Source organism: Larkinella punicea, from assembly GCF_003334855.1.
In the GTDB taxonomy this organism is placed as follows: domain Bacteria; phylum Bacteroidota; class Bacteroidia; order Cytophagales; family Spirosomataceae; genus Larkinella; species Larkinella punicea.
This window is the reverse complement of sequence record NZ_QOWE01000032.1, coordinates 14601-35138: the sequence shown is the minus strand read 5'-3', so window position 1 is coordinate 35138 and position 20538 is coordinate 14601. Positions and strand designations below refer to the sequence as shown.

The following is a 20538-nucleotide window of genomic DNA, read 5'->3' as shown; positions in this document are numbered from 1 at the left end:
GAATGTAACCCGGTCAGCGGTCGAAGATCCTGACCGTGGTGGCTTTTGCGATCCAAAATGCCGCATTGAAAAAACCAGTCACCTAAGTAATGAATTGATAAAAACCGCACTACTTTTACCAACCTTTCAGGAGTGTTTGATCAGTCAAAAGCTCCATGAGTGTTTGAAAAACAAGTAACCCGGTTTGCCACCGCGGTCAGGGTCTTCGACCGATTCGTCGGCCCGGCGCTGACAGCGGTGGGCATGATGTCAATCTCTTATCAATGAAAAAAATTCTTTATTTAGGATTACTCAGTGCGTTAAGCGTCAATGCGCAAAAGACTGCGCCCCCCGCGCCCTACGGTGCCCTGCCGACTCCCCAGCAGGTGCAGTGGCAGCAAATGGAATATTACATGTTCATCCATTTTGGTCCGAACACGTTTACCAACAAGGAATGGGGACACGGCGACGAAGATCCGAAAGTCTTCAATCCATCGCGTCTGGATGCCCGCCAATGGGCCAAAACCGCCAAGGCGGCTGGCATGAAGGCCATCATCATCACGGCCAAACACCACGACGGTTTTTGCCTGTGGCCGAGCAAATTCAGCAAACATACGGTGCGGGAAAGTGCCTGGAAAAACGGCCAGGGCGATGTCCTGCGCGAGTTGTCCGCTGCCTGCAAAGAATACGGGTTGAAATTTGGCGTCTACCTCTCGCCCTGGGACCGCAACCACCCCGCTTATGGCACACCGGAGTACAATCAGATTTTTGCCAACACGCTCGATGAGGTACTGAGCAGCTATGGCGACGTGTTTGAACAGTGGTTCGATGGGGCCAACGGCGAAGGGCCGAACGGAAAACGCCACGAATACGACTGGGATCTGTTCCGGGGCGTGGTGTTCAAACACCAGCCGAAGGCCATCATTTTCAGTGATATAGGTCCGGGTTGCCGGTGGATGGGGAACGAATCCGGTATCGCCGGTGAAACCAACTGGTCGACGCTGAACACCGACGGTTTTGGCATGGGCAGTGCCGCGCCCTCCACGCAGGTGTTGAATACCGGCAATGAAAACGGCAAATACTGGATTCCGGCGGAGGTGGATGTGTCGATTCGGCCGGGCTGGTTTTACAGTCCTGACACCGACGACCGCGTGAAAACCCTGACGCACCTGATGAAGATTTATTATTCGTCGGTGGGCCGCAACGGCAATCTACTGCTGAATGTGCCGGTTTCGCGCGAAGGCCTGATTCATCCCAACGACTCGACGCGGCTGATGGAATTCCGGAAAACCGTCGATGCTTCCTTCAAGACGAACCTGGCTCTTGGAAAAACCGTGACGGCGTCTACAGTCCGGGGAAAAGATAAACAGTTTGCGGCCGGTAATTTGCTGGATGGCAACTACGACACCTACTGGACGACGGATGACGCCGTTCGGCAGGCTTCGTTTGTGGTTGACCTGGGAAAACCGACCGAAATCAACCGCGTGGTGTTGCAGGAATACATCCCGCTCGGGCAACGCGTCAAGTCGTTCAAAGTGGAAGCCTGGAATGGCAACCGGTTCGAAACCATCGACCAGCAAACGACCATTGGCTACAAACGGATTCTGGTTTTCCCGACGCTGAAAACCGCCAAAGTGCGGGTCACGATTCTCGACGCCAACGCCTGCCCGGTGCTGTCGTCGGTCGGTATTTACAAAGCACCGGAGCTGTTGTCGAACCCCGAAATTGCCCGGAGCAAACAGGGTTTGGTGACGATCACGTCGGAAGTTGCCGATCCCGTTATTCGGTACACCACGGACGGAACGGAGCCAACGCTGGCATCAGCGCGCTATTCGGCCCCATTCAACTACGCCAAAGGTGGTACAATCAAGGCAAAAGCTTTTATCAAAAATGGCGCGGAAGCGTCGGAAACCATCCCGGCTTCGTTCGATCTGGCTCCCGCCAACTGGTCGGTTGTTGGTGATGAAAGCAGCCGGAATTCAGCCAGCCGGGCCATTGATTCGAACCCCGGCACTGTCTGGCAAACCGCCCGGCAGGAGGGCAGCAGGAAACATCCGCACGAGTTGGTCGTCAATCTGGGCGAAAGTCTGAATTTGAAAGGGTTTACCTACACCCCCCGGCAGGATGGCCAATCGGGCGGCACGATTTACCAGTATAGTTTTTACGTAAGCGAAAACGGAACCTACTGGAAACCGGTGTTGGAAAATCGTTCTTTTGCCAACATTAAAAACAATCCGGTAAAACAGGAGGTGGCTTTTCCGGCTCCTCAGACCGCAAAATTCATCAAACTGGTGGCACTTTCATCGGTGAATGAAAACGAACACTGGGCGTCGGCGGCTGAGGTTGGGGTCATCGTCAGGTAAGGTGACGAAATCGAAAACGTAAAACCTGTTTGGAGCCATAAACCACCCATAAACCTGTCAGGTCTTCAAGACCTGACAGGTTTATGGGGCAAGACACACTATGCCAGCAATTCACAACACCACCGATTTTGAAGCACCGGATTTTTACGGGATCGACGAACTGCTGACGGACGATCAGAAGCTGGTCCGGTCGGCCATGCGGGCTTTCGTGAACCGGGAAATCAGTCCGATTATCGAAGAGTGCGCCCAGCGGGCGGTTTTTCCGGCCGAGATGCCCCGAAAGTTTGGCGAAATCGGTGCGTTTGGACCCACCATTCCGGCGGAATACGGCGGGGGCGGGCTCGATGCCATTTCGTACGGTCTGATGATGCAGGAAATCGAGCGGGGTGATTCGGGCATGCGCTCCTGCGTTTCGGTGCAAAGCTCGCTGGTGATGTGGCCGATTCATGCGTTTGGCTCCGAGGAACAAAAACGGAAGTATCTGCCGAAACTGGCGACGGGTGAATGGCTGGGCTGTTTTGGCCTGACCGAACCCGACCACGGTTCCAACCCCGCCGGTATGCAAACTGCCTTCACGGAACACAGCGACCATTATTTGCTCAACGGTTCCAAATTGTGGATCACCAATTCGCCGGTGGCTGATCTGGCCGTGGTCTGGGCGAAAAACGAGCAGGGCCGCGTTCGGGGTCTGCTGGTCGAACGCGGAATGGAAGGCTTTTCGACGCCCGAAATTCACCACAAATGGTCGCTGCGAGCCAGTGCGACGGGTGAACTGGTGTTTCAGGATGTGAAAGTGCCGAAGGAAAACCTGCTGCCCGACAGCAACGGCATGAAAAGTCCGCTGCGATGCCTCGATCAGGCGCGGTACGGAATTGCCTGGGGCGTGGTTGGCGCGGCTATGGATTGTTACGACTCCGCCCGGCGGTATGCGCTGGAACGGCAGCAGTTTGGAAAACCCATTGCGGCTTTTCAACTGGTGCAGAAAAAACTGGCCGAGATGCTCACCGAAATCACGAAGGCGCAGTTGATCTGCTGGCGGCTAGGCGTGTTGAAAAACGAAGGAAAAGCGACTACGGCGCAGATTTCGATGGCCAAGCGGAACAACGTCGAAATGGCCCTGAACGTGGTTCGGGAAGCCCGGCAGATTCACGGAGCCATGGGCATTTCGGGCGACTATCCCATCATGCGCCACCTCATGAACCTGGAATCCGTGGTCACCTACGAGGGAACGCACGACATTCACCTCTTGATTCTGGGCAACGAAATCACAGGCATAGCGGCTTTTAAGTGAAGAGTTATGAGTGAAGAGTTATGAGTTGGCTGACGCATTCTACTTTTAATTCTTAACTCATAACTATTTCAACTCCTCCAGCGCCTTTTTCATCGCATCGACCTGGCGCTTTTTCTGCAATCCGGTGGGGGCGGCCACGCGTTCGCGGCAGTCGAAAATACCGCAGCGTTCGCAGGCTTCGTTGACGATGCGCTGGGAGATATTGGGGGATGTGGGATTTAAAAACCGCATTTTACTTTTGAGCGTGTCGGTCATTTTAAAACACATCGACACACTCATATTCTGCTGCTGGTGAGGCTGATAGGGCTGGGCGACCGACACAATCAGGAAGGTGTTGCCCGTATCGGCGTAGGTCGAAAGCTGGGCCTGGCACAAGGCCCCCACGTGGTTTTTGTTTTTTTGCAGAAATGCCAGTTCCTGCAGAATGGTCAGGGCCACCCAACGGCGGCAGTAATGCTCATCGACCATGCTTTTCGGCCCCTGTTGGCGGGTCAGGTGCATTTCTTTGGTCAGGTGGAAATTGGTTTGCCCGGCGGTATTGTTAAACCGGTAAAAAAACAACTGATCGATGCCGAAGTATTTGGGAAGCAGATTGCTGAGCCGGTAGAAAAACCGCTCGGGTGTGGCGTTGAAGGACTGAATCAGGTTGAGAAAGGCTTCGTTGCTCCAGTTGGTCTGGTCGAAAATGGCCTGTAACCGCGTGATCAGATCCGTCCGCCGAATCAGAATCGTTCCGGCAAAATAAGACGCTTTGTAGTTGTTGAGAATCTGCTCAAACGACTCCACTTCCACGTATGAGTAGGTATAGGGCCGGATTTTCAGATTGAGGTATTGAAATCCCACTTCGCGGGCCAGAATGAACGTTTTTTGTTCAATCGACAAATGGCTGTTGAGGTATAGCGTGCCGGATTCCGGGCGAAAAACGGAGCGCAGGGCCGCCAGTTCCGGGTGGCTTTCCCGGCTAAAATTCACGATTTTATAATTATACCGGGTTCGTAACAGGCTGCTTAACAGGCTCTCATCGACCAGCGAATGGCTTGAGGCAAACTCCGTCAAAAACCGGTCGCCATCCTGCTCGATGTCTTCAAAATAGTTATCGTGCATTTCCTGGTACGACCGCAACACCGCCATGTAAAGCCTTTCGACACTGACGTGGTAACTCCGCCCGATGTTCATCACCGTCGAAATCATGGCACTGACTTTGGCGGGGGCTTCTGCCAGCAATTCCAGCAGATCGGAGGGGTCGATGCCCAGGAGTTCGAGCGGGATTTCGGTTAAAAACCGGGAGCGAAGCAGTTCGGAAATGGGTTCGAGTTTCTTGCTGAGTTTGAGCGAAACCAGCGTGTCGTAGTCCACGTCCATCGCCTTGGCGAGGGCGGCAATTTTGTCCGTTTTGGGGTATTTTCGGCCTTTTTCGATTTCGGTCAGATATGAAACCGAAAGCCCGGAAATTTGTCCCAGTTCACTGATCGATAACCCTTTATCCAACCGAATCTGTTTTAATTTCAGTCCAAAAAGCAGGCGGATATGGTCGGTATAGACAGCCACTGAGTCGGTGAGGTTAAGGTTGTGATGGAAGTAAAAATACCGCTAAAAACGTCGGTAAACAAAAAAGTCCACCCGGTTCGATTTATACCGGGTGGACTTTCTGTAAAATGAAGCGGGATTATCGTCTCATTCCTTTATACGAACGCGTCCATTTGGCTACGGTGCCATTTTGGTTCAGGGTCGTAACTGAGGTGACGGTGACCAACTTGCCTTCAAACAGGCCTGAACCGAGGAATTCGGCATCATATTGTTTGTTGCCCAGCGTCATCTGGTCGCGGGTTCGGTTAACTGTAAACTTGGTTCCATCCAGTTTAACGACATCCGTTGCCGTGCTGAAACCCGGAAATTCGGTGGTCATTTTCAATTCATTCGAAGCGTCTCCCTTGCTGAAGGTCAGGACGCCCTTGCCGCTGTCTTCATTAAAATCGATGGATCCGATGATGGTTTTTGACGAATAATCAATGTCGTAGGTTCCGTAATACTGTTCTCTTGGATCGACATTATCCGCTTCAGAATCGCTTTTTTTACAGGAAGATATACCCACTACGAGGATGAAAAAAACGACGATGAGTCTCATTGTGCCCTTTAGGTTTTTCAATGGTTGAAAATACATAGATAATAGGTCATTTCGCTATAGAACGAAATCGATGGCCTGTCTAATATATTCTACCACAAATGATACGCCAGAAATGGGAATATTCAATGAAAATTAATCGTGTTCCAGGTATCCGCCAAAGACGACGGGGAGGGGGGATACTGCGCCAGCGCTATTGCGGGCAACTCCATTCGTATTTGTTGATATGAACGCGCACCCGGGGATCGGTATCGGGATAATTAAACATCAGAATGTCATACTTTAGATTTCCCTGCTCGTCATAAATATACTTCAGATCGAACTCGATTTTTGTGCTGGTGTCGAGTGAAATGATATCAGTGCGAAGATTTTTATCTTTTTTACCGTAGAAAAAAAATGGATTTGGGATCGGGTTGGGTTTGGTCAGATCGTATTCATACCGCTCGGCATCGTTGCCAACATTGTTTCCGTTCACGATGTTGTAGTTGGTGGAGCCCCGCCGGATAACATATCCTTCGGCATCGTAGGTTACGTTAGGGTCGATTACCAGGCCCAGGCTATTCAGGGGCACTATTTTGGTAAAGGAAGGGGGAACCGGATAATGCCCGTAATCATCGGTTTGGGTTATCTGGAGTTCCGTAGGTGAAAGGTACTCGTAGGCGGTGGTGATGGTAGCGGTCGGTCTCCGGTAGCGAATGACGGCCTTTGAAAGCCTTCCCTGCGAATCATACTCAAAGGCAGCATTGCTTTCTTCACCACCCGATCGTAAATCTTCGGATTTACCATTTACGGCATATTGCTGACCATTGAGATCCAGAATATCAGCTACTATAAAATAACTTCCGGAAATGCCGGTTACTTGCTGCCCCAGGGTGACGGTTTCTCCGGGTGGTATCAGGTAGGTATCCAGTCGATTCAGCGTATAACTAACCCGGCACGGGTTCGACTCTTCGGGATTCAGGTGATCCTGAACGGTGCAGGATCCAAGCAGGAAGATAAAACAAGTGGGCAGTAGGAAGCGGTACATGGAGTGCATAGGACAAAAAGATTAAGTAAGGGATAGATATAGATTTTTACAGATAGACATGTTTTTATTCGTAATCGTTGGAATGTGTTATAAATAAAATTAAAAATGATAATAATTGTATTAATTGGTTGTTAATCCGCTTATGTGGCCCCGAAAAGCAAACCGCCTTCTTGATTGGAATAAGAAACGTTCTTATTCCAATCAAGAAGGCGGTTTGGCAATAAACAGATGACCTTATTCCAGCGTCGCGTCTACGCTGATGGCCGTATTGAATAACTTCGAAATCGGGCAGTTCTTTTCGGCATGCTCGACGAGTTCGTCAAATTTATCTTTCTCAAGACCCGGAACACTGGCCTTCACGGTCAGCTTCGAGCTGCTGATGCTGCTGCTGGCGGTGTCGAGCGAAACAACGGCTTTGGCGTCGATGAACGTGGCCGTAAAACCGGCTCCCTGGATGTTAAAAGCGAGTTGCATGGCAAAACAGCCGGCGTGGGCCGCAGCCGCCAGTTCTTCGGGATTGGTCCCTACGCCATCGGCAAAACGGGTGTTGAAAGAATATTGGGTTCCGTCCAGAACGGTGCTGGCGGTGCTGACGGTACCTTTACCATCTTTGCCTGAACCTTCCCAATGGGCGGTGGCATTGCGTTTGATTTCCATAAAGTGGATGTTTGTGTTTAAGCCGGAAAAGTAAGAAATGTTGCGGACAGCCCGGCAACTTACTTAGGATTTGGTCTAAAAATAATACTGACTTCACAAGGCAAAGTGGAATTGTGGCGAATGCTTCGTTTTTCAAACATCCTGAATAGCCCGAATGGCAGGGCAAAACCGTATTACATCCTGGCGGGTTCACCCACGACAAACCAATTGCTATGCAAATCCTAAAAAATCTGTTTCAGGTCGGCGGTGACCTGAACGGCATCACCTACGACCAGCCGGGGGCGCTGTGGAACGATGCCAATTCGTACGTTTTAAAGACAGAGCAGGGGTTGATTCTGTTCGATTGTGGCTGCGGGAATACGATGGAGCAGATTTTTGCCAACATGCGCTATTGGGATCTTTCGCCGGACGACATTCGGTACTGCCTCCTGACGCATGCCCATTTCGACCACGCCGGTGGGGGCCACCTTCTGAAGAAGCGGGGTGTTCACTTCATCGCCCTGGGCGAAACGGCGGATGCCGTTGCTTCCGGCGACGAACGCTGCTGCGGGTATCTTTACCACAAAACATTCCAGCCTTTTGCGGTGGATCGACGGGTGGCCGACGGCCAGAAACTACCGCTACTGGGCGTAGAAATCGACGTGATGCACCTGCCCGGCCACAGCCGGGGTTGCACGGCCTATCTCTTCAACTGGGAGCAGAAGCGGGTCGTCATCAGTGGCGACGTGATCGGGACGCTGTTGAGCGGAGATTTTGGCTGGAGTGGCTCCATTGATTTCGACAAAAAGAGCTACACGGAGTCGCTGCGCCGGTTTGCCAAAGTGGACACCGATCTGATGCTGCCTGGTCACGGCATGATCTATTTTCACAAACCCCGCCGACGGGTCGAAGAAGCACTGAATTCGGCCCTGATGCAGTGGCGTTAAGGCCGGAGTCTGAACGCCAAACCGCCCGCATCTCCGCCCTCAAGCCGAGGCTTTCTTCGACAAATGCACGATACACTTGCCTTCGGTGTTGATGTGGAAATTCGTATTTAAATACAGTTCATTGACTTTCCCGTTTTTCTCCAGAAATTCTTCCACCGCACACCAAACCTCCTCGTCCATCGAAACTTCTTCGACCAAGAGGGTTCCGTGGGGTAGAATTCTTCGTTCGGGATCAAGATTCGTAATGATGGCCATCGTCTACCGAAGTGAAAAGGTAAAAACCGGGTGTTAGGTTAAGCGATCCAGAACTTCCTGCAAGATCCGGGCAAATTCTTTGTCGTTGGGCGACGTAAACAAATTGAAATGGTCGCCGGGAACTTCGTGAATGGTAATCCCTTTCAAAGCGAACGGTTTCCAGCCCAGGTATTCAAAATCGTCTACATAATAGCTGTGTTTTTTAGCCCGAAACAAGGTTACCGTAATCTCCTGGGGTTCCAGCCGGTACTTGCGGGACGCGATTTCGTTGGCTTCATTTACTTTATAGTAATTGCCATGGAACACTTTGAGATGGTCTTCGTTGTAGCGAATTTTTCGATAAAACCGGTTTGCTTTTTTCTGTATAGATTTGGTTACATTGACTACGGTTTCCCGGGGATTTTCTTTCAGTAACGTCAGCACATACAGCCGCTCTCTGATCGCGGTGATGGTGTTCTGCCAGGCTTTCGCGGGCCAGGGGTCGAAAAAATTGGACTGATAGGCATATGTATCGAACATCGCGAGCATTTTTACTTCTTTCCCCATTTTGCGGAGTTGTTTGCTCATTTCATACGCGATGATCCCCCCGAACGAATAACCGGCTAAGGCATATGGGCCTTCCGGATTCTGGGCCCTGATGGCATCGATGTAATAGGCCGCAATTTCTTCGATACTTTCAAGCGGCTGATCCTCGCTGTTGATTCCTTTGGCCTGCAAGCCATAAACCGGTTGATCGGGGTCCATGCTCAAGGCCAGGGTGTTGAACAGCAGCACGTGCAGGCCCGCGCCGTGGACAATGTACAGGGGAATTTTGGATCCGTGCGGTTTGATCGGTACCAGCGAATCCCAGGTGACCGACCGGCCATTCATGTGCAGGATCGACGCCAGTTTTTCGATCGTTGAATATTCGAAGAGGGTTGCCAGCGGCAGGTTTTTGCCGGTTTTTTTCTCCAGAAGGCTCATCACCTGTACGGCCGTCAGCGAATGGCCACCCAGTTCAAAAAAGTTATCAAACACACTGATGTTTTCAATTTTCAAACACTCGGTCCAGATTTCGGCCACCAGTTTTTCTACATCCGTTCGCGGACCCATAAAACCGGTTTCATTATCCCGTTCGCTCAGCGCGGGCGCGGGTAGTAATTTCCGGTCAATTTTGCCGTTGGCGGTGATCGGGAATTTCGAGAGTGCCACAAATGCGCGGGGAACCATGTAGTCGGGAAGCTGCTGCCGGACCTGCTGTTTCCACTGCTGAACCAGTTCCTTCGGGAGGGCGTGGTTAATTTCCGGAGATTCGGAGACGACATAAGCCACCAACTGCTGGTCGCCAGGGCGGTCTTCCCTGGCAATGACCACCACTTCTTTTATTTCCGGGATTTGATGGATGGTATTCTCAATTTCGCCGAGTTCGATGCGGTGTCCTCGGATTTTTACCTGATGGTCGATGCGGCCCAGGCAGAGGATTTCGCCGTTTTCCAGTAACCGCCCCAGATCGCCGGTGCGGTACATCCGGCCTCCCGGCGTTCCCACAAACGGATCGGCCACAAACCGCTCCTGCGTCAACTCGGGGCGGTTCAGATACCCCCGCGCTACCCCCGCGCCACCAATCCACAGTTCCCCTATTTCGCCGTCGGCAACCGGCTGCTGCTGTTCATCCAGGATGTAGACCCAGGTGTTGTGGATGGGATGGCCGATCGTAATCGGTTCGCCCTTCCGGACGTGCTTCAGGGTGCCCCAGACCGTGGTTTCTGTTGGCCCGTATACGTTCCAGAGCTCATCGGTTTTTTCGATGAGCTTATCGGCCAGGTCCGGTGCCAGCGGTTCGCCCCCACACAGCACTTTCAGCGGCAGGGGTTTGTCCCAACCCGAATCGAGCACCATCCGCCAGGTGGCGGGGGTGGCCTGCATGATGGTGACGGTCTGGGTTTCGATCAGTTCGCGTAAGGCCCGGCCATCGCGGGCGGTGGCTTGATCGGCCAGCCGGATGGAAGCACCCACAATCAGGGGCAGAAACAGTTCAAGGCCGGCAATATCGAAGGAAATGGTGGTGATCGCCAGAACGGTATCGTTCGGCGTGATGCCGGGCTGCTGGATCATACTCCAGAGGAAATTCACCAGGTTGTGGTGTTCGATGAGCACGCCCTTGGGTTTGCCCGTAGAGCCGGAGGTATAGAGAACATACGCCAGGTCGTTCCCTTCCACAACTTGTTCCGGCTCCTCTTTTGAATGGTTTTTTGACTCCCGTAACGCGGTCTCCAGGTGAATTTCCGGGGTGTCCGTATTCAGGTAGTGGTGGTATTTTTCAGAGGTAATCAGCGTTTTGGCCGACGCGTCTTCCAGCATAAACTGCAGACGATCCGCGGGGTAGTCGGGGTCCAGCGGCAGATAGGCGGCACCAGCTTTCAGAACCGCCAGCAGAATCATGACCATTTCCGGCGACCGATCGAGCATAATGCCAACGATGTCTCCGCGCTGAACGCCTTGTTGGGTCAGGTAGCGGGCAAGCTGGTTGGCCGTTTCGTTCAACAGCCGGTAGCTTATTTTTTGCCGGTTAAAGACGAGTGCTATTTTATCCGGCTGCTGTCGGGCGGTTTGGGCAATCAGGGTCTGTGTCGGTGTATGATAGGGGTAATCGGTTTTGGTATAGTTTAATGGAACCCAATTTTTTTTCAGCGGTTTCCCGGCTTTGTAATCGATGTCACGAATGGCAATGGATGCATCGGCCACCACGGTTTCCAGAATCCGAACCAATCCGCTCATCATCTGATCGATGGTCTCCGCCTTGTACAACCCGGTGTTATACGTCCAATTCAGCATGAGTGCCTGATCGTCGCCACTGACATCCAGAAACAGCTCGAAATTTTCGTACTTTTTGGGTTGGTAAACGACCCGGTGGGAGAGGCCGACAAAGCTAAAATCGCCGTCTTTTCGATTAAAATTAAAGATGATCGGCACCAGCGGCACCCTGGAAATATCTCTGGGAACGTTCAGCTTTCTCAATAGACTGCCAAACGTCAGGCGCTGGTGCTCATGCGCATCGAGAACCGATTTTTTACACTGTTTTAAAAAGTCAGAAAAACCGAGGCCCGTTTCGATCTGGCTGCGCAAGGGCAACAAATTGACACAATGTCCCGCCAATTGCTGATAATCCGTGATGGATTGGCCGGCCGTCGGTAAACCGATGATCACATCATTCTGCCCGGTCAACCGGTGAATCAATACCTCAAAAGCCGCCAGCAGGGTGGTGGCAAAGCTGCACCCGGCTTTTGCGGCCACTTTCCGGACGGCGGTCACCAGGGCCGGTTCGAGCGTATAATCCAGGCGGTGGCAGTCGAAGGTGCGGGAGGCTGGTCTGGGGAAATCGGTGGGCAGGTCAAAAACCGGTATCTTCTTTTTGTACAGATTCACCCAGAACGCTTCCGTCCGGAGGTAGTCATCACTGCTCAGATACTGAAACTGCCGGGTGGCATATTCCGCAAACGAAGGCGCTTCGGGTAAATCGGGAAGGGTGCCGTTGACAAAACTCGAATAAAATACGCTCAAATCGTTCAGAATGACGCCCATCGACCAGCCATCGCTGATGATGTGGTGCGTGGTCAGCACCAGTTCATGTACATTTTCCGATACCTTGAACAGACCCACTTTCAGTAAGGGACCCTGCAACAGGTCAAATACATGCATCGTGTCCTGCTCCAGATAGTCAGCGAGCAAGCGGTCTTTCTGGGCGGCCGGGTTGCGGGAAAGATCCTGATAGGGAATTTCAATTCTCAGCTCTTTATAGACGTAGATGTGTTCGCCATTGGGACTGACGACGGACCGTAAAGAGTCATGTCGGTCAACCACCGCCTGAACCGCCTGGGTCATGGCCCGGCGATCCAATGCCCCTTCCAACCGCAGCGAGTTCGTTAGATTATAGGATCGGTTGGCATTATCCCCCCCCAGCAGACAAGCGATCCAAATCTCGGTTTGCGGCCCGGTAGACGGTGCTGTTTGCGCAATTTCGGGACCGGCAAAAGGGTCAAAATCAACCGCTATCGTTTTAGGCATCGTAAAATTTGCTACCATTCTGGTTAGAGTATGATCTGTAAATAGCTCCCGGGTTTCTCGGGATCTGAAATGAACCACGCTGGATTTCCATCCCGGTCTTTGCCCAGACGGGCTCCCGGAACGGGCGGTTCGGTAAACGCATAGTCCGGGACAGCCCGATCGGATCGGGGCATTTTCAGTACGGATTTCGGCCTTTCCAAGACCGCTTCCGGGGGAGTGACGGAATTGGCTTTACCGGCTCCGTTCAGGCCCGGAAGCACGGCCTGAGTTGCCAGGGATGGCAGGTTCTGAAGGGTATTTTGCAGGGACTCAATTTTTTCGGTCAGTAGCTGCAACTGCCTGGCCATCTGAGCCAGGGCCGGATCGGGACTCACGACGGGAGTTCCCGGATGGGAGGGAGCCAAGGCGGTTTGGGGTTCCCGGGCGGGCGGCTGCGGCTCGTAGGCTCCCGCGGGCAAGTCCCGGTCGAGGTAAGAAACCAGGCCATTCAGTGTGCTGTATTCCTCGTTCAGTTGGCGGAATGTAATGGGCAATCCAAACTCTTTTTTCAGGGTAGAGGAGATCTGGGTCAGCAGCAGCGAATCGAGCCCAATTTCATAGAAGCTCAGTTCCGGTCGCATCTGGTCCACCGCAATGCCGGATGCGTTTTTCAGCTTTTCCCGCACGATTTGGAGAAGAACCTCTTTGCGGCTGGTGGTTTGGGGCCGGGCGACCTCAGGCCGGTTGGCCGTCAGTTGCGATTGCTCCCCCGAAACCAGCGATGGACTGATCGCGGACGCAGCCGGTTTTGGTGGATCGACCCAATACCGTTTTCGATCGAAAGCGTACGTGGGCAGGTCTGCTTTTGCCCGGTTTTGATGGCGGTAGAAAGCATCCCAGTCGGGTTCCAGGCCGTGGAGCCACACCTGACCCAGACCATTTAGCAACGCCTGATAATCGGTTGACACGCCTTTTCGGTCCAGGCTGGTGGCCAGTGCGGCCGGTTTGGAACCTGCCTGCTGGCGGGCCAGGGTTGTCAAGCCGCTGCCGGGGCCCACTTCCAGCAGAACCGGCCGGTTCAATTCAAAAACAGAGTCCAGGGCATCGGCGAAGCGCACGGGCAGGCGCAGGTGGGTGGCCCAGTAGGCCGGGTCCGTCGCCTGCGCATCCGTCAACCAGGTGCCGCTCACGGTCGAGATAACCGGTTTTCGGGGATGGTGTAAACGAACCTGCTGAACGGTTTTTTCAAAGACGGGAACGACCGAATCCATCATGCTTGAGTGAAAAGCGTGGCTCGTTGCCAGCACCCGATTCGGTATTTCTTTTTGATCCAGGAGTTTGGCAAAGCAGGCGATTTCTTCATCTTCACCGGCAACAACACACAGGGAATGGCTGTTGAAAGCCGCCACGGATAACGTTTCGGGCATCAGGGCGGTCATCTGCTCCGCGCCGGCCCGTACCGAAAGCATACTGCCCGCAGGAAGTTCGCTCACCAACCGGCCGCGAACCGCAATCAGCCGGATGGCATCTTCCAGCGAAAAAATACCGGCCAGATGGGCACCGACAAATTCACCAATGCTGTGGCCACAGAAAACCGTGGGTTCGATGCCCCAACTCAGCCATACCCTCGCCAGGGCATATTCGGTGACAAAAATGGCGGGCTGCGTAAACCGCGTATTTTTGAGTCGTTCTTCCGATTCGCGGTTGGTTTCGTCGGGAAAAAGAACCTGGCGGATATCGACTCCCAGGTGTTCCCCAAGCAGGTCGGCACAGTGGTCTACGGCCTGTTTGTAAACCGGCTCGTTCTCATACAGGTCGCGGCCCATGTTGAGATATTGCGCGCCCTGGCCCGGAAAAAGAAAGACCACATCGCCCGGTGGTTCCTGCAGCGTTTTCTGGCTCGATGCCGGGATATTTTCATTTTTTAATTGCCCGACCAGTGCCTCCGTTGACGTAGCGGTTACAAATCGCCGGTGGTTAAAATCGGCCCGGGCGGTTTGCAGGGTATACGCCACATCCGCCAAATTCAAGGCCCGGTTTTGCTGCAGGTGCGCTGCCAGAAACGGCCCATACGCGTCCCGGCTGGCCGTCGATTTGGCCGACCAGGTAATCAATTGAACCGGGCGTTGCGGTTCTGCCGGATCGGTAGCGGGCACTGGAACGTCACTGACAAACTCCTCCAATACGATATGAACATTCGTTCCACCCACTCCAAAAGAGCTAACACCCGCCCGGCGGGGTTGATCAGGATTTGAAACCGACGCTGGCCAGGCCCCAAACCCGGTGTTGACAAAAAACGGGCTGTTGGCAAAATCAATGGCCGGATTTGGCGTCGAGAAATGGAGCGTGGCCGGGATCTGTTTGTGATGCAGTGCCAGGGTCGTTTTGATAAATCCGGCAACCCCGGCGGCAGCGTCCAGGTGCCCCATGTTGCTTTTGATGGAACCGATGGCGCAATATTGGGTGGGAACCTGATTCCCGAAAGCCATTTTTAATCCTTCAATTTCGATGGGATCGCCAATTGGGGTGGCCGTTCCGTGGGCTTCAATGTAGCTGATGGTCGCCGGATCGATGCGGGCATCGTCGATCGCCATTCGGATGGCCCCCGCCTGTCCTTCGGCACTGGGGGCCGTAAAACTTCCCTTGCCGCTTCCATCGTTGTTGACACCGGTTCCTTTGATGATGGCGTAGATGGTGTCCCCATCCTGTCGGGCGGCTTCGGCATTTTTCAACAACACCACGCCTGCACCATCGCTGAAAACCGTACCCTGCGCATCCGAATCGAACGAGCGGCAATGCCCGTCGCGGCTGTAAATGGACCCTTCTTCGTAGAGATGACCACTGTTCAACGGAGCCCGAATACTGGACCCGCCTGCTAAAGCAACATCACACTGGCCGTTGCGAAGGCTGTCGACGGCCTGCGCGATCGCCAACAGGGACGTTGAACAGGCGGAATGAACGCTGACCGCCGGCCCCGTCAAATTCAGTTGGTAGGCCGTCCGGGTGGCGATGTAATCTTTTTCATTCGCGGTCATCACCTGATAGCTACCGACCTGATTCATCAGGAATGGATTGGTCAGCACATGGTTGTAGTAATAGGTGTTGTTGCCACAGCCCGCATAAACCCCAATCAATCCGTCATATTTTTGGGGTAAATAACCGCCATGTTCCAGGGCCTCCCAGGCAATTTCAAGGAAAATCCGTTGCTGGGGATCCATGAGTTCTACCAGTTTCGGATTCAGGCCAAAAAAGCGGGGGTCGAACTGACTGGCACCTGAAACGACGCCCCGGGCTTTCACGTAGTTTTCGTCCTGCGTCAGTTCGGCGGGCAACGATTGGTCCAGTTCTTCGTCGGTAAAAAAGGAAATGGTTTCCCGGCCTTCCTTCAAAACCGTCCACAACTCTTCAATCGTATTGGCGCCGGGAAAACGCCCGGCCATGCCAATGACGGCGATGTCACCCGTACTGCCCGACCGGTTTACGGTCTTTCGTTTTGGGGCGGAATTTCCTTTTTTACCTTCCAGAAAACCGGCCAACCCGGCCACCGTCGGGTATTGATAGATGGTCGTAACGGGCAACTCATAAGCATACTTTTCTTTCAGGCTGAGCACCATCCGCAATGCCAGAAACGAATTGCCGCCTAACTCGAAAAAGTTATCCTGAATGCTGACGTGGCTTACCTTCAGGAGTTCTTTCCAGAGGTCCACCAGGTTGTTTTCAACTTTCGTGCCCGGCGATATGAATTCCCTCGTTAGGAGTTCGGAGGCATCGGGGTTGGGTAACGCCTTGCGGTCGACCTTGCCGTTGCTGGTCAACGGAATTTCGGCCAGTTCCATCAACAATTGCGGAACCATGTAGTCCGGCAATTTGGATTGCAAAAACTGGATCGCTTCCTGTTTATTAAATTCGCCTTCGGGAATAATGTATCCGATCAGTCGTTTGTCTCCGCCCGGTCCTTCCTTGGCATCGACGACACACTGTTTGACGCCGGGAAACTGATGCAGGACGTTGTCAATCTCGCCGAGTTCAATCCGATAGCCTCTGATTTTTACCTGATGATCGATGCGTCCCAGGCAGAGGATCTCGCCGTTCTCCAGAAACCGCCCCAGATCACCCGTGCCGTACATTCGCCCTCCTGGTGTTCCGGCAAACGGATCGGCCACAAAGCGTTCCTGCGTCAACTCGGGACGGTTCAGATAGCCCCGGGCGACGCCAGCCCCTCCAATCCACAATTCCCCGACCTCGCCGGCCGCTACCGGTTGTTGCTGTTCATCCAGGATGTAGACCAGGGCGTTGTGGATGGGACGGCCCACGGTGATCGTTTCGCCCAGCCGGATTTGTTTCACAGTGGCCCAAACCGTTGTTTCCGTAGGTCCGTACAAGTTCCATATTTCAGCCGCTTTGCCGGTGAGCTTTTCCACCAGGTCTTGCGCCATTGGTTCGCCCCCGCAGAGGACTTTCAGTGGCAGGGATTTTTTCCAGCCCGAATCGAGCATCATCCGCCAGGTGAACGGGGTGGCCTGCATGATGGTGATGTTGTGGTTCTCAATCAGGTTGAGTAACGCCCGGCCATCGCGGGAGGTAGCCAGGTCAGTCAGTCGGACGGAGGCTCCCACGATCAGCGGCAGGAACAGATCGAGGCCGGCAATGTCGAACGAAATGGTGGTAACCGCCAGAATGGTATCGCTGGGCGTGATGCCGGGCTTATCGATCATGCTCCAGAGGAAATTCACAAGGTTGTGGTGCTCGATAAGCACGCCTTTGGGTTTGCCGGTGGAGCCTGAGGTGTAGAGGACGTAGGCCAGATCCTGGGGCGTGAACGCATCGGAAGGGGGCTGGGTCGACTCCCGGGCAATCAGTTCCCAGTCCCGATCGATAAACACCGGTTCCAATTTTTCCCGGCCCTTCAGTAGAACACTGGCGGGAACATCCGTAACTGCCAGACAGCTATCACTGTCGGAAAGCATGTAGGCGACCCGGTCCTGCGGGTATTCCGGATCGATAGGTACATAGGCCCCGCCGGCCTTCAGAATCCCCAGAATCCCCACAAGCAACTCCAGCGAGCGATTCAGGCAGATGGGGACGAGGGTTCCGGCTTTTATGTTCTTTTTTTTGAGATAATTAGCCAGTTGACTGGATTTATCATCCAGTTGTTGATACGTTATTTGTTTATCATTAAAAGTCATGGCTACCTTATCCGGCGTTCTTTCGACCTGTTCACGAAATAAGGTTACCACAGTTTTATTTTCTGGAAATGGAATCATAAAATCAGGGATTGGCAAAGCCGATTTGTCAATTTCTCCCGTGCTGGTTCGGGGGAAATCTTTCAGCCAGATAAAATGGGAAGGAATCATAGAATCGGGTAAATGCTGTGCCAAAGCAGACCGAAAGGCGGAGGTTTCCAGCTCCGTTTCGGTGGCAATCAGGTAAGCAACTAACGTTGTCTGAACTAGTTGATTTTTCCGCTTTAGTACGATTGCCTGCCGGATGCCAGCCTGTTGCTGTAAAACAATCTCGATGGTATCAGTATCATATCGTTCCATTCAATATTGATTTTAAAACGTTCAGGAATGTACAGAATTCGTCCCGGATGAAGGTACAATCGTACTTTTTAGTATTGCGAAAAAGACAGTAACGTGAACGGATATAATCCCGAATAAACCTTTTAATCGTTAAATAGTAGTACGGAAATGAGATGCACATACAAACCCTTGGGTTTGTTGTGACATGCGATGTGCTTGTATTAAAAAAAGACTTTTTCTCAAGTAAGACGGTACGATGGTGGCAATCTTAAGCAGATTGCATGGTTTCATCTATTAAAAAAACGATGAGAATGCAAATTAAATAGTAATTAAAATAATTCGCACGATTACTTGTAAATTATTTTCAACAAATTAAGTATTTTTCCTCATAACAATCACGGTCGACCTCTGCAAATTCTAAATAAATACCAGACATAAGGTCACGGAGGAGTGCACTACAAAAGACCGCTCCAACACGGTATCAACCTTTCGCCTTTGGTTTAATCCTATTAAATCTGGCAGAAATCTTAACAAGCCCGTCATACGATGAATTCACCCGAAAAAGGAAGCTATCAAGCGATGGTTAGCTATAACATCTGATCAGGCAGGCGCCTGGAAATCGATCTTTTTTGCTTTTGGGCGAGAGCAGCAGCGAGGAAGGCAGAGGATGGAGGGCTTATAAAACTAGCAAATGGCGATCTCATTTTGTGCCAGGCGAACTGGGCCGAGCGGCTTAAAGCCGCCTGAAACTATCAGAAATTTACTGGCCTGTATGGTATAACCGTAAACTTAGCGTTGAGAATGACGTTGTTTTAATCCCAAAAATAACGTCGTTCTCAACGCTAAAAAAGACATCTAAAATGACGTCAAATTATACTTCTTCTTTTCGCGTTCGATCTTTTCCTGAATAGCTTCAATCACCCAGTCGTGAACGGAGATCGTAATTTTCCGGCTGCGGCTCCGGGGGCGTTTGTCTCGGAGTTGTTTGATGGTCTCCATTTCGGTGGCAGTCATAATGAGTTTAATACTCTTCATCTCCTCCGGTTCGTCCTGACCCATGCGGTTTTTTGCGGTTGGACTGCCCCCCTGGCTAATGAATTGCTGGATCTTTTTCTCGGATACTTTTCGGGTTGTTTGTTCCGGTTTTGGCGGCTCCGGTGCTTTCGATATGGCCATAAAAGACGTTTTTTTAGAGGTTAAAAATAACGTATATTTCAACGTTATTTCAGACGTTTATTTCTGCGCCTAATTTTTCCATGATTATCTTGAAAACCATAGTGATTTCGTGAATGGCTTTCTGGTCGGCAGGCTGGTTTTCGATGACGCCAAGACCATTGCTGGAGGCATTGGCAAAACTCTTGCGTGAAACGATGGGCGGCCCCACGTATTCGATGACGCTGCTTTCCTGGAGCAACTCCGCCGAGTCTTTGTTGTCGGTGCCTTTCGGATCGGCCCGGTTCAGAAGGGCAAACGCGTGAAGGTCGGTGGGTTTCAGCGCACGGACTTCTTTCACCAGCGTCTCGACGTCGGCGATGGTCCACAAATCGAAACTGCGCGGGTTAAAAGGAACCAGCAGCGCATCCGACACGAACAGGGCCGCCCGCTGGCTCATCGTATCGCGGCCCCCGGAGTCGATGACAATGTGATCGAACTTGGGTTTGAATTTTGCCACTTGCTGACGGACGGCATCACCGGTCAAAACCGTTGCGGTATAACCGCTGTTTCCGTCGGTGTTCACTTCCCGCCATTTGGTGAATTTGGTGGCTGTTTGCTGTTCATCGGCATCCACCAGCAACACATCAAAACCCTGTTTGGACAACCATACGGTAAGGTTCGTAGCAATGGTAGACTTCCCGCTTCCCCCCTTGATTCCGCCTAAAGTAAAAATCATACTATTCCGGTTAACGTTGATTAAAACGTCAAATATACTGTAAAGAATCACCTTATAAAAAACGTCTTATTTAACGTCAAATGCAGGATGGGGCTATCCGTTGTAAACGTTGCGGCTACCGTCGATTGGCTGTTTGACTTATTCTGTTAATGGGGTAGGTTACATGAATAGCTGGTAAGAAATACCGTTATTTTTAACGTTAAATATGATGTATTAATTGCTGCTTGAATTAGTGTTGAATTAGATGGTTAATCCTTTGATTATAAAGATATTAAAACGAAATATAGGTAGTGTACAACTTAGGGATATAAATTCAATCTTGCTTATGCAAAAAGCCGACCCTGTCCGGAGCCGGCCTTTTGCATGTGTAAAATCAGGACTGATTTTTGGTAAACAGGAGAGTGGCCGGGAGTCGTCATAGGTGACGGCATTACATCCGGACGCTTTACCTTCAACATTCATCATTTGAAATTTAAAATTCC

General features: G+C 52.0%; 12 protein-coding genes. 3 read left to right on the top strand and 9 right to left on the bottom strand.

The genetic code is table 11. From position 1 onward, the window contains the following. Window positions 1-263: 263 nt before the first annotated feature. Both DUE52_RS28885 and DUE52_RS28880 read left to right on the top strand, forming a co-directional pair. Window positions 264-2342, top strand: coding sequence for a discoidin domain-containing protein (locus DUE52_RS28885; RefSeq protein WP_114409574.1), 2079 nt, complete (start codon window positions 264-266; stop codon window positions 2340-2342). A gap of 100 nt (window positions 2343-2442) precedes the next feature. Beyond that, window positions 2443-3633 carry an acyl-CoA dehydrogenase family protein gene (locus tag DUE52_RS28880; RefSeq protein WP_114409573.1) on the top strand — a complete coding sequence of 397 codons (1191 nt, stop codon included), beginning with the start codon at window positions 2443-2445 and terminating at the stop codon, window positions 3631-3633. 63 nt (window positions 3634-3696) lie between these two features. Here DUE52_RS28880 and DUE52_RS28875 read toward each other — a convergent pair whose 3' ends face one another. The 4 genes from DUE52_RS28875 to DUE52_RS28860 all read right to left on the bottom strand — a co-directional run bounded on the left by DUE52_RS28875 (window position 3697) and on the right by DUE52_RS28860 (window position 7439). Further along, a complete protein-coding gene (locus DUE52_RS28875; RefSeq protein ID WP_114409572.1) occupies window positions 3697-5181 on the bottom strand; it encodes a helix-turn-helix domain-containing protein in 1485 nt (494 codons plus the stop codon). A gap of 118 nt (window positions 5182-5299) precedes the next feature. Further along, window positions 5300-5758: a hypothetical protein gene (locus tag DUE52_RS28870; RefSeq protein ID WP_114409571.1), complete on the bottom strand. Its 459-nt coding sequence runs from the start codon at window positions 5756-5758 to the stop codon at window positions 5300-5302. A gap of 190 nt (window positions 5759-5948) precedes the next feature. Continuing rightward, window positions 5949-6782: a hypothetical protein gene (locus DUE52_RS28865; protein WP_133299974.1), complete on the bottom strand. Its 834-nt coding sequence runs from the start codon at window positions 6780-6782 to the stop codon at window positions 5949-5951. 234 nt (window positions 6783-7016) lie between these two features. Further along, window positions 7017-7439, bottom strand: coding sequence for an OsmC family peroxiredoxin (locus DUE52_RS28860; RefSeq protein ID WP_114409569.1), 423 nt, complete (start codon window positions 7437-7439; stop codon window positions 7017-7019). Window positions 7440-7651: 212 nt separating this feature from the next. Between DUE52_RS28860 and DUE52_RS28855 the strand changes: the two genes are divergently transcribed. Continuing rightward, window positions 7652-8365, top strand: coding sequence for an MBL fold metallo-hydrolase (locus DUE52_RS28855; RefSeq protein WP_114409568.1), 714 nt, complete (start codon window positions 7652-7654; stop codon window positions 8363-8365). A 39-nt stretch (window positions 8366-8404) separates the two neighbouring features. Here the strand turns inward: DUE52_RS28855 and DUE52_RS28850 are convergent, their stop codons facing one another. The 5 genes from DUE52_RS28850 to DUE52_RS28830 form a co-directional block, all read right to left on the bottom strand. Next, window positions 8405-8620, bottom strand: coding sequence for a hypothetical protein (locus DUE52_RS28850; RefSeq protein WP_114409567.1), 216 nt, complete (start codon window positions 8618-8620; stop codon window positions 8405-8407). Window positions 8621-8653: 33 nt separating this feature from the next. Continuing rightward, window positions 8654-12664, bottom strand: coding sequence for a non-ribosomal peptide synthetase (locus DUE52_RS28845; protein WP_229312345.1), 4011 nt, complete (start codon window positions 12662-12664; stop codon window positions 8654-8656). Window positions 12665-12687: 23 nt separating this feature from the next. Beyond that, on the bottom strand, window positions 12688-18186 hold the full coding sequence (locus DUE52_RS28840; protein ID WP_114409565.1) for a polyketide synthase: 5499 nt from the start codon (window positions 18184-18186) through the stop codon (window positions 12688-12690). 834 nt (window positions 18187-19020) lie between these two features. Beyond that, the gene (locus tag DUE52_RS28835) at window positions 19021-19341 is read right to left on the bottom strand and encodes a hypothetical protein (RefSeq protein ID WP_133299973.1); all 321 of its coding nucleotides are present in this window, start codon (window positions 19339-19341) and stop codon (window positions 19021-19023) included. Between the two features lie 49 nt (window positions 19342-19390). Continuing rightward, entirely contained in the window at window positions 19391-20056 is a 666-nt protein-coding gene (locus DUE52_RS28830) for an AAA family ATPase (RefSeq protein ID WP_114409563.1), read from the bottom strand. Window positions 20057-20538: the final 482 nt, after the last annotated feature.